Here is a 10,202-nt window from a genome sequence, read left to right as displayed (position 1 = left end):
GGCTCGGCTTTCGGGGCGGGCCGTGTAGGGGTGTTGGCCGCGCGTGGGCGTGCGTCGCGCTTGTGCGGGCTGTCCGTCTCTCGGGCCCCGGGGTCGAGGCGGGTCGGTGGCGGGCCGGGTCGGTCGGCACCGGGCACACCCTCCGCCGGCCGGTCAGTCCGCCGTGGCGAACTCCCGCATTCCCTCCGCGAAGGGGATCCTCGGCCGCCAGCCGAGGTCGGTGCGCAGGCGGGCGGAGTCGGCCGTGACGTGGCGGACGTCCCCCAGCCGGTACTGCCCGGTCACCACCGGCTCCGGGCCGCCGAACGCCGAGGCCAGGGCACGGGCCATCTCGCCGACCGTGTGCGGTTCGCCGCTGCCGGTGTTGTAGGCGACCAGCGCGCCCTCCGGTGAATCCGCCTCCAGCGCGGTCAGGTTGACCGCCGCAACGTCCCGTACGTGCACGAAGTCCCGCCGCTGGCGGCCGTCCTCGTAGACCCGCGGGGCCTCGCCCCGGGCGAGCGAGGAGCGGAAGAAGGAGGCGACCCCGGCGTACGGCGTGTCGCGGGGCATGCCCGGCCCGTACACGTTGTGGTAGCGCAGCGACACCGCCCGGCCGCCCGTCGCCCTCGCCCAGGCCGCGGCCAGATGCTCCTGGGCGAGCTTCGTCGTGGCGTACACGTTACGCGGGTCGGCCGGCGCGTCCTCGCCGACGAGGCCCGGTGCGAGGTCGTCCCCGCACCCGGGGCAGCGGGGCTCGAAGCGCCCGGCGTCCAGATCGGCCACGGCACGCGGCCCGGGACGGACCGTGCCGTGCCGGGCGCAGGTGTAGCGGCCCTCGCCGTACACCACCATCGAGCCGGCCAGGACGAGTCGCCGTACGCCCTTCTCCGCCATGGCGGCCAGCAGGACCGCGGTGCCGAGGTCGTTGCGGGAGACGTACTCGGCCGCGTCGCCGAAACCGGCGCCGAGGCCGACCATCGCCGCATGGTGGCAGACCGCGTCCACCCCGGCCAGGGCTCTGCGCACGGCGTCCGGATCCCGTACGTCCGCCCCCGGGTCGGCCCGGACGTCGTACACCACGGGCTCGTGCCCGTGCTCCGCCAGTGCCGTCACGACCCGGGACCCGATGAACCCGGCACCGCCGGTGACCAGTACACGCATGGGCCCACGCTAGGGCGGCGACCGGGGTGCGGGCCGTGCGACGGCGCCCGTGTCACCGGTCCGTAAGATCGTCGGCCGACAGCGGCACGGACACGGTGAACTCCGTCGACCCCGGCTCGCAGACCAGCTCGATCGTGCCGCCGTGCGCGCGGACCAGCGAGGCGGCCACCGCCAGGCCCAGGCCGCTGCCGCCGCGGTCGCGGCTGCGGGCCTTGTCGACGCGGTAGAACCGGTCGAAGATCCGCTCGCGGTCGCCGGGCGGGACGCCCGGACCGGCGTCCGTGACCCGGATCCGGGCCGTGCCGTCGGCGGCCGACACCGCGACCCGGACGTCCGTGCCCGGCGGGGTGTGCACGGCCGCGTTGGTCAGCAGGTTGTCCAGCACCTGCCGGATCCGCTGCGGGTCCACCCGCGCGGACAGCGCCGCCGGACCGGCCTCCACCGTCAGCGGGCGGCCCGGATGACTGGCCCGGAAGGCGTCCACGGCCTCCCGGACCAGGGCCACCAGATCGGTCTCCCGCGGCCGCAGCGGCGTCTGGACCTCCGCCGCGTCCAGCCGGGCCAGCAGCAGCAGATCGTCCAGCAGGAAACCCATCCGCGCCGCCTCCGCGCGCAGCCGCGCCAGATGCCGGTCACGCTCCTCGGGCTCGTTGGCGGCCGCGTACTGGAAGAGGTCCGCGTAGCCGCGTACCGACATCAGCGGGGTGCGCAGCTCGTGCGAGGCGTCCGCGACGAAGCGGCGCAGCCGCTGCTCGGCCTCCGCGCGCACCGCCAGCGAGTCGTCGATGTGCTCCAGCATCCGGTTGAACGCGGTCCGCAACTCCTCCACCTCGGGTCCGCCGCCGTGCCGGTCGTGCCGCACCGACAGCCGCGCCGAGTCCGTCAGGTCGTGCGTGGTGATGCCGCGCGCGGTGCGCGCGATGTCGCCGAGCGGCCGCAGCCCGCGCCGCAGCATCCCCCGCCCGGCCACCACCAGCGCCAGCAACGCCAGCCCGAAGGTCACCGCCTGGATGGTGACCAGCTCCGTGACGGTGTCCTGGATGTCGTCCATCGGCGCCGCGCTGACCAGCACCACCCCGGGCTCCACCTCGCAGGCGCGCAGCCGGTACAGGCCCGTGCCCCTGAGATGCTCGGTGCGCACGATCTCCTCGTCGGCGTCGACCCGGGCCCGGGCCATCGCCGTGAAGTCGTCGACGTCCGCCGGCAGATCCGTGTCCGCCTCCGGCCTGCGCAGCTCGGGCGCGCCCTCGGAGACGTCGTACACCGCGTAGTACCAGCGGTAGTACTTCTTCCCCGACAGCGTGCCGTAGTCCGCGATGCTCTTGGACTGGGCGACCTGCGCCTGCGCCAGCTGCTGGTCCAGCTGGGCCGAGAGATAGTCCCGCATGTACGTCGTCAGCGCTGTGCCCACCACCGCGAACACCACCAGCGCCAGCGCCCCGAGCCCCAGGGCCAGCCGGGTGCCGAGCCGCAGCCTGCCGTACGCCTGCCGCAGCCGTCCCCTCACCGGGGGGCCTGCCGGATCACGTACCCGAAGCCCCGCACGGTGTGGATCATCGGCGGGCCGGTGTCGTCGAGCTTGCGGCGCAGCCGGCTGACGACCAGCTCCACCACGTTGGAACGCCCGCCGAAGCCGTACTCCCACACATGGTCCAGGATCTGCGCCTTGGTCTGCACGGTCGGCGACTTGCGCATGAGGTAGCGCAGCACCTCGTACTCGGTGGGGGTGAGCGTCAGCAGCCGCTCGCCGCGCCGCACCTCACGGGTGTCCTCGTCCATGGTCAGGTCGCCGACCCGCAGCACCGAGCGCTTGAAACCCGGTCCGGCGCTGCGCCGCAGCACCGTCCGCAGCCGGGCCATCAGCTCCTCCACCGCGAACGGCTTGACCAGGTAGTCGTCGCCGCCGCGGGTGAGCCCCGCCACCCGGTCCGCGACACCGTCGCGGGCGGTGAGGAACACCACCGGCACCATCGTCCCGGAGCGGCGCAGCCGGTCCAGCACGCCGAAGCCGTCCACGTCCGGCAGCATCAGGTCGAGCACGACGATGTCCGGCCCGAACTCGGCGGCACGGCGCAGCGCCTCCTCGCCGGTGTTCGCGGTGACCGCCTCCCAGCCCTCGTAGCGGGCGACCGTCGCGACGAGATCGGCGATCGGCGGGTCGTCGTCCACGACGAGCAGTCGTACTTTTTCCACCCGCTCATACTGCTTCACCACCCCGCGTCCCCCACAGGGGGTACCGCCCGCCCCGGGCACATCGATAACCACTTGAAAGATGTACGACAGCTCATCGACAGGTTCGTGCGGACAAGCTCGTACCCCGGCCCCCGGACCCCAGCGAGGAGCTGCCGCCCGTGACGACCGTCCAATCACCACCCGCGCCCCCCACGGCGATACGCCCCAGGGTGGTGGCCCGAACCGGCCTGTACGCCGTGCTGGCCGCGAACGCGGCCGCGGCGACGTACTTCTTCGTCGACGCGGGCTTCGGCGCCTCCAACGCCCTGCTCGTCCTCGGCCGCCTGGCCGGCCTCTACGGCGCCCTGCTGATGGCGTTCCAGCTGCTGCTGGTGGCCCGGCTGCCGTGGCTGGACCGCCGCATCGGCATGGACCGGCTGACCTCCTGGCACCGCTGGACCGGCTTCGGCATCCTGTGGACGCTGCTCGCGCACGCCGTGTTCATCGCCTTCGGCTACGCCGACTCCTCCGGCCTCGACCCGGTGAGCCAGATCGTCGACCTCGCCGAGACCGTGGAGGGCGTGCTGCGGGCCGTCGCCGCGCTGGTGATCATCCTCGTGGTCGGCGCGGTCTCCGGCCGACTGGCCCGGCGCCGGCTGGCGTACGAGACGTGGCACTTCATCCACCTGTACACCTACCTCGCCGTGGTGCTGGCCTTCACCCACCAGGTCGCGGCCGGTACGACCTTCACCGCCTCCGCCGCCGCCACCGCCTACTGGTACACCCTGTGGGGCGCCGCCCTCGGCGCGGTCCTGGCCGGCCGGGTGGTCCTCCCGCTGTGGCGCAACGCCCGCCACCGGCTGCGCGTCTCGGCGGTCGTCCCCGAGTCCGACCACGTCGTCTCGGTGTACGTCACCGGCCGCGACCTGGACCGGCTCCCGGCCCGCGCCGGACAGTTCTTCCTGTGGCGGTTCCTGACGAAGGACCGCTGGTGGCAGGCGAACCCCTACTCGCTGTCGGCGGCCCCCGACGGCCGTACGCTCCGGCTCACCGTGAAGGCGGCCGGCGCCGGCAGCGCGGCCCTGCGCGGTCTGAAGCCCGGCACCCGGGTCTTCGCCGAGGGCCCCTACGGCGCCTTCACCGCCCTGCACCGCACCCGCCCGGAGGCCGTGCTGATCGCCGGCGGCGTCGGCGTCACGCCCATCCGGGCGCTGCTGGAGGAACTGCACGGGCACGCCGTCGTCGTCTACCGCGTCGCCACGGACAAGGACGCGGTCCTCTACGACGAGCTGAGGGAGCTGGCCCGCGCCCGGGGCGCCGAGCTGCACCTGGTGACCGGCCCGGTCAGTCCCGACCTGCTGGCCCCGGCCGAGCTGTCCCGGATGGTGCCGGACATCGCGGGCCGGGACGTCTTCCTGTGCGGGCCGCCCCCGATGATGGACGCGGTCCTGGGCAGCCTGCGCGAGCTGGGCGTGCCCCGGCCGCAGATCCACTTCGAGCGTTTCAGCCTGGCGGGATGAGAGGAACACCGTGAAGCGAGCCATACCCGTCCTGGTCCTGACCGCGGTCGGACTCGTCCCGCTGTGGCGCTACGAGCCGTCGGTGGGCGCGCCCACCGCCCCGGTCGAGGCCGCCGCACCCGCCACGACCCCGTCGGCCGCCGCCTCCTCCGGGAGTTCCTCCTCCGGCAGCTCCGCCCTGGTCGTGGAGGGGACCGCGGTCGACACCGAGAAGGGCGTCGTCCAGGTGGAGGTGACGTTCGAGGGCGACGAGATCGCCTCGGTGCGGATGCTCCAGCAGCCGAACCATCCCCAGACGACGGCCGCGGTGCCGACGCTGATCGAGGAGACCCTCCAGGCGCAGAGCGCCGACATCGACACCGTGTCCGGCGCGACGGTCACCAGCGACGGCTACCGGGAGTCCCTCCAGGCCGCGCTCGACGCCCACGGCGCCTGACGTGCGGCGCGTCGAGCAGGTGATGGGCTTCCCGGTCTCGCTCCGGGTGGACGACGAGTGCGTCCCCGCCGCGGCCGTGGACGCCGTCTTCTCCTGGCTGCGCGAGGTCGAGAGACGGTTCAGCCCGTTCCGGCCCGGCAGCGAGGTGTCCCGGCTCGACCGGGGCGAGATCGGCCCGGACGAGGTGAGCGCCGACCTCGCCGAGGTCCTCGCCCTGTGCGAGGAGTACCGGGTGGCGACCGGCGGCGCCTTCGACGTACGGCTGCCCGGCCGCGGACTCGACCCGTGCGCGGTCGTCAAGGGCTGGTCGGTGCAGCGGGCGGCGGAGCGGCTGCGAGCCGCCGGCGTACGGCGGTTCTGCCTGAACGCCGGCGGTGACGTGGTCGCCGCCGGCGGGCCCTGGCGGGTGGGCGTACGGCATCCCGAACGCGCCGACCGGCTCTGCACCGTCCTGGAGATCACCGACGCGGCGGTCGCGACCTCCGCGCTGTACGAGCGGGGCGCGCACATCCTCGACGGCCGCACCGGCCGCCCCGCCGAGGGCCTCCTCAGCGTCACCGTGGTCGCCCCCACCCTGACGGAGGCCGACACCACGGCCACGGCGGCCTTCGCCCTCGGCCACACCGGCGCAGCCTGGGCGGCGTCCCGCCCGGGCTGCGAGACTTACGCGGTGACCACGACCCACAAGGTCCTCCGAACCCCCGGCCTGCCGACGGCGGCCCCGGCAGCGGCCTGATCCGGGCGCACGGTGGTGTGCGGGGCGGCTGACGACGCCGGCCGCGGGGCTGCCGACGGCGTCCGCCGTCGAGGCCCGCGGCGGGGCGCCGTCCGCTCGGCGGCGCGAGAGCGCGGCGGGCGGTGGTGGTCGGCGCCGAGGGCCGACCCGGGGCGCGGGCGGGGTTCCGGATGTCCAGTCGGACGGCGGCGGCGAGTGCGGGATGACGGCTCCGGCCCCGGGGATGTCGACGCCGCACCCGGCACGGCCGAACCCGAGGCACGGACTTCTCGTTGGCGGGCGCGTCATGGCTGTGCCGGGCCGCGGGTGACCGCCGGGTCATGACCTACGGACTTCAGCCCCCGGCGGCGGGCGGGCGACGGCCTGCGGACCAGTGCCTGCCGACCGGTCGGGCACGGCTCGCGGGTCGTGTGCTCCGGGCGCGGGTGACGCCGGGCGGGGCGTGGTTTGCGGAGCCGGTTCTCGGCCCTTGGTGACGGGCGGGGTATGGCTCGCTCGGTCCTCGGCCCCTGGCGGTGGCCGCGTGGGCCCGGTGCGGCGGGTTCCGGGGGCTGCCGGCCGCGTTGTGGCTCACGGTCGCGGCGACGTACGGGCCTGCCGAGCTGCCCGGTCAGGGCTTGGTGCCGGTTACCGACCAGGCTCGGGCCGTGAGGGCGATGGTGCCGTCCGGTTGTTCGGGGAGGGTGGTGGCCAGGGTGTCCCGGAGGCGGTCCCGGTCGGCGGGCGGGAGGGCGGCCACGTAGGCCGCGGCGGGGCCCTGGCCGGCCAGGAACGGTGACCACAGGTCGGCGAGGTCGGTGAAGACCGTCGCCACCACGACCGGGGTGACCCACACGTCCCGCAGGCCGGCCCCCGTCCACAGCGCGTGCAGCGGGTCCGGCCGGCAGACCGGGAACCGGCGCCCCTCGTCCAGTTCGGCCGCCGCCGGGTCCGTGGTCACGGCCGCGTCCCAGAACCGGCGCAGCAGCTCCATGCCCTCCGCGTAGTCCCAGACGTAGCCCGCGACCAGGCCGCCGGACCGCACCGCCCGGGTCATCTCGGCGACCCCCTCGGCGGGATCGGGCAGGAAGTTGAGGGTCAGTCCGCTCACCGCCGCGTCGAAGGAGCCGTCCGCCACGGGCAGCGCCCGCGCGTCGCCCACCGTGAACCGCACCGGCCCGTGGCCCAGGTCCCGGGCCGCCGTCACCAGCCGCTCGGAGCGGTCGCAGCCGAGCACCAGCGCCGGCCGGCACCGGGTCGCCAGCACCGTGGACAGCGCCCCCGTGCCGCAGCCCACGTCCAGCCAGCGCAGCCCGTCCGCGTGGCCCGACAGGGCGGCGAACCGCTCGGCGACCCTCCGGCTCCACCGGCCCATGTGCCGCTCGTAGGCGGGGCCGGCCTGCCACACGTCGAACCGCTGCTGCTCGCTCATGGCTCCACCATGGCCGACCCGGACGGCTTCGGCGGGCATCCCGGGCCGCGGCACGCCCCCGGCGACCCGCACGGATCACGCCACGTACCCGCAAAGGAGCCGCAGCACAGGAGGTCTAGACTCATCCCGCAACGGCTCGCTCAACCCCGGCCGGAAGCGGGCGACTTCTGCCAGACCCGAAGGGTATTCGGCGTTTTGATACGGATAGATTCAGTCACCAAGCGGTACCCGGACGGCACGGTGGCGGTCGACCGGTTGTCGTTGGAGATACCCGACCGTGCCATCACCGTCCTCGTCGGCCCCTCGGGCTGCGGCAAGACGACGACCCTGCGCATGATCAACCGGATGGTCGAACCCAGCGAGGGCACCATCCTCCTCGACGGCAAGGACATCCAGCAGCAGCCCGTCAACACCCTGCGCCGCTCGATGGGTTACGTCATCCAGAACGCCGGGCTCTTCCAGCACCGCACGATCCTGGACAACATCGCCACCGTGCCCCGCCTGCTCGGCTGGGGCAAGGAGAAGTCCCGTGCGCGGGCGCGGGAGTTGATGACCCGGGTCGGACTCGACGGCACCCTCGCCAAGCGCTACCCCTACCAGCTCTCCGGCGGCCAGCAGCAGCGCGTCGGCGTGGCCCGGGCGCTCGCCGCCGACCCGCCCGTGCTGCTCATGGACGAGCCCTTCTCCGCCGTCGACCCGATCGTCCGCAAGGGCCTCCAGGACGAACTCCTGCGCATCCAGGCGGAGTTGGGCAAGACGATCGTCTTCGTCACGCACGACATCGACGAGGCCGTCAAGCTCGGCACCATGGTCGCCGTGATGCGCACCGGCGGGCACCTCGCCCAGTACGCGCCCCCCGCCGAACTGCTCACCGACCCCGCCGACGCCTTCGTCGAGGACTTCCTCGGCACCGACCGCGGCATCCGGCGGCTGTCCTTCTTCCCGTCCGCGGGACTCGACCTGCTCACCGCGCCGATCACCGCGATCGACTCCACCGCCGAGCAGCTCGCCGCCCGCGACAAGGCCGACGCCCCCTACCTCCTCGTCACCGACCTCGACGGCCGCCCGCTCGGCTGGGCCGAACCGCGGGAGCTGACGGCGGGGCGGATCGAGCCCGCCCGACTCCTGCCGTACGGGCGGCCGTTCGTGGCCGGTACCGACTCGCTGCGGGCCGCGCTCGACTGCGCGGTGCTCTCCCCGACCGGCTGGGCCGTCGCGGTGGACGGCGAGGGCCGGGCGGCCGGCGTCGTCTCGCAGCAGACCATCGGCGAGGCGATCCGCGGCGCCCACGCCCGCAGCGCCCGCGACGCGCGGGCCGCGCGAGGCGCGCAGGGCACGCCCGGGGGTACGAGGACCGAGAAGGTCGCGCCATGAGCGAGTTCTTCGACCTGCCGAGCGACCTGCAGAACACCTACCCCGGACTGATCGCCCTCCATCTGCGCGAGGCGCTCCTCCCGGTGCTGGCCGGACTGCTGGTCGCCCTGCCCGTCGCCCAACTCTGCATCCGGCTGCGCTGGTTGTACCCGCCGGTGCTCTGGGTGACCACGGTCCTCTACGCGATCCCGTCCATCGCGTTCTTCGTGGTCCTCATCGACTACACGGGCCTGTCCGAACTGACCGTGATGATCCCGCTCGCCGTCTACAGCCTCGTGGTGCTGGTCCCGGCGATCGTCGACGGCGTCCGCTCGGTACCGCAGGAGACGCTGGCCGCCGCCACGGCGATGGGCTTCGGCCCCCTGCGCCGCTACTTCCAGGTGCAGCTGCCGATCGCGGCGCCCGCGATCATCGCCGGGCTGCGGGTGGCGGCGGTCTCCAGCATCTCCCTGGTCAGCGTCGGCATGCTGATCGGCAACCAGGGCGCCCTCGGCAACATGCTCAACAGCGGCCTGATCTACAACCAGCCCCGGCTGATCTGGCTCTCGGTCGTGGGCACCGCCGTCCTGGCGATCCTGGTGGACGCGGCCCTGATCGCCGTACGCGTGCTGCTGACGCCCTGGATGCCCCGGAAGGCCACGCGATGAACGTCCTCAACCACATCGGCGACTTCTTCGGCGACAGCGCCCACTGGCAGGGCTACGACGGCATCCCCACCCGGCTGGCCGAGCACCTCGGCTACACCCTGATGGCCCTCGGCATCGCCGCCGCCGTCGGCCTGCCGGTCGGCCTGCTCACCGGCCACACCGGCCGCGGCGGCAACACCGTGGCACTGATCGCCACGGCCGGCCGCGCCCTGCCCAGCTTCGGCCTGATGGTCCTGATGTTCATCCTGTTCGGCCTCGGCATGGCCCCCGTGATGATCCCCCTGGTGGTCCTGGCGATCCCGCCGGTCCTCGTCACCACCTACGAGGCCATGCGCTCGGTGGACCCGGCCCCCGTGGACGCCGCACGCGGCATGGGAATGACGGAGACGGCGGTCCTGCTGCGGGTGGAACTGCCGGTGGCCCTGCCCCTGATCCTCAGCGGACTGCGCTCGGCCGCGATCCAGATCGTCTCGACGGCCACGATCGCCGCCTACGTCAGCTTCGGGGGCCTCGGCCGCTACATCGTCGACGGCCTCTACCAGCGCGACTACGAGAAGGTCGTGGGCGGCGCGACGCTGGTCGCGGCGATGGCGCTGACCACCCTGGGCCTGTTCTGGGCGGTCGCCCGCCTGACGGTCTCCCGGGGCGTCCGCAGCGCGGGCGTCGGCTAGACACCGCACCGGACACCGCACGAAAGCGGCGGGGGGGGGGGGGTAGGGGGCCCCCCCCCCCCCCGTGGTGGCGACCGGCGGATAAGACGCGG

10 protein-coding genes are annotated in these 10,202 nt (G+C 74.1%); 6 read left to right on the top strand and 4 right to left on the bottom strand.

Features of this window, described 5'->3' with window-relative positions; genetic code table 11:
* Positions 1 to 153: 153 nt before the first annotated feature.
* From ABT296_RS27780 to ABT296_RS27770, 3 genes are read right to left on the bottom strand one after another with little or no spacing between them, the layout of a single operon-like run.
* Positions 154 to 1,143, bottom strand: coding sequence for an NAD-dependent epimerase/dehydratase family protein (locus ABT296_RS27780; RefSeq protein ID WP_351931391.1), 990 nt, complete (start codon positions 1,141 to 1,143; stop codon positions 154 to 156).
* Positions 1,144 to 1,195: 52 nt separating this feature from the next.
* Positions 1,196 to 2,650 carry a sensor histidine kinase gene (locus ABT296_RS27775; RefSeq protein ID WP_351931390.1) on the bottom strand — a complete coding sequence of 485 codons (1,455 nt, stop codon included), beginning with the start codon at positions 2,648 to 2,650 and terminating at the stop codon, positions 1,196 to 1,198.
* Positions 2,647 to 3,336, bottom strand: coding sequence for a response regulator transcription factor (locus ABT296_RS27770; protein ID WP_351931389.1), 690 nt, complete (start codon positions 3,334 to 3,336; stop codon positions 2,647 to 2,649). Before ABT296_RS27770 ends, ABT296_RS27775 begins: the two co-directional genes overlap by 4 nt.
* Positions 3,337 to 3,494: 158 nt before the next feature.
* On the opposite strand from ABT296_RS27770, the gene ABT296_RS27765 reads away from it, so the two are divergent.
* From ABT296_RS27765 to ABT296_RS27755, 3 genes are read left to right on the top strand one after another with little or no spacing between them, the layout of a single operon-like run.
* On the top strand, positions 3,495 to 4,835 hold the full coding sequence (locus tag ABT296_RS27765; protein ID WP_351931388.1) for a ferredoxin reductase family protein: 1,341 nt from the start codon (positions 3,495 to 3,497) through the stop codon (positions 4,833 to 4,835).
* A gap of 10 nt (positions 4,836 to 4,845) precedes the next feature.
* Positions 4,846 to 5,271 carry an FMN-binding protein gene (locus ABT296_RS27760; RefSeq protein ID WP_351931387.1) on the top strand — a complete coding sequence of 142 codons (426 nt, stop codon included), beginning with the start codon at positions 4,846 to 4,848 and terminating at the stop codon, positions 5,269 to 5,271.
* Between the two features lies 1 nt (position 5,272).
* Positions 5,273 to 6,007, top strand: coding sequence for an FAD:protein FMN transferase (locus ABT296_RS27755; protein WP_351931386.1), 735 nt, complete (start codon positions 5,273 to 5,275; stop codon positions 6,005 to 6,007).
* A 610-nt stretch (positions 6,008 to 6,617) separates the two neighbouring features.
* Here the strand turns inward: ABT296_RS27755 and ABT296_RS27750 are convergent.
* Positions 6,618 to 7,418 (bottom strand): class I SAM-dependent methyltransferase, encoded by an 801-nt coding sequence (locus tag ABT296_RS27750; protein WP_351931385.1) that lies wholly within the window; start codon positions 7,416 to 7,418, stop codon positions 6,618 to 6,620.
* A 195-nt stretch (positions 7,419 to 7,613) separates the two neighbouring features.
* On the opposite strand from ABT296_RS27750, the gene ABT296_RS27745 reads away from it, so the two are divergent.
* From ABT296_RS27745 to ABT296_RS27735, 3 genes are read left to right on the top strand one after another with little or no spacing between them, the layout of a single operon-like run.
* Positions 7,614 to 8,792, top strand: a complete 1,179-nt coding sequence (locus tag ABT296_RS27745) for an ABC transporter ATP-binding protein (protein ID WP_351931384.1) — start codon at positions 7,614 to 7,616, stop codon at positions 8,790 to 8,792.
* Complete coding sequence (locus ABT296_RS27740) at positions 8,789 to 9,439, top strand: ABC transporter permease (RefSeq protein ID WP_351931383.1); 651 nt, start codon at positions 8,789 to 8,791, stop codon at positions 9,437 to 9,439. Before ABT296_RS27745 ends, ABT296_RS27740 begins: the two co-directional genes overlap by 4 nt.
* The gene (locus tag ABT296_RS27735; RefSeq protein ID WP_351931382.1) at positions 9,436 to 10,110 is read left to right on the top strand and encodes an ABC transporter permease; all 675 of its coding nucleotides are present in this window, start codon (positions 9,436 to 9,438) and stop codon (positions 10,108 to 10,110) included. Before ABT296_RS27740 ends, ABT296_RS27735 begins: the two co-directional genes overlap by 4 nt.
* Positions 10,111 to 10,202: the final 92 nt, after the last annotated feature.

Origin of the sequence: Streptomyces sp. NPDC000983 (genome assembly GCF_040299205.1) — a bacterium.
Taxonomy (GTDB): domain Bacteria; phylum Actinomycetota; class Actinomycetes; order Streptomycetales; family Streptomycetaceae; genus Streptomyces.
This window is presented reverse-complemented; position numbering and strand designations above follow the sequence as displayed.

Coding starts and splice junctions, on each gene's coding strand:
- ABT296_RS27780 (WP_351931391.1), bottom strand. CDS start 1,143: ATGCGTGTACTGGTCACCGGCGGTGCCGGGTTCATCGGGTCCCGGGTC.
- ABT296_RS27750 (WP_351931385.1), bottom strand. CDS start 7,418: ATGAGCGAGCAGCAGCGGTTCGACGTGTGGCAGGCCGGCCCCGCCTAC.
- ABT296_RS27740 (WP_351931383.1), top strand. CDS start 8,789: ATGAGCGAGTTCTTCGACCTGCCGAGCGACCTGCAGAACACCTACCCC.
- ABT296_RS27735 (WP_351931382.1), top strand. CDS start 9,436: ATGAACGTCCTCAACCACATCGGCGACTTCTTCGGCGACAGCGCCCAC.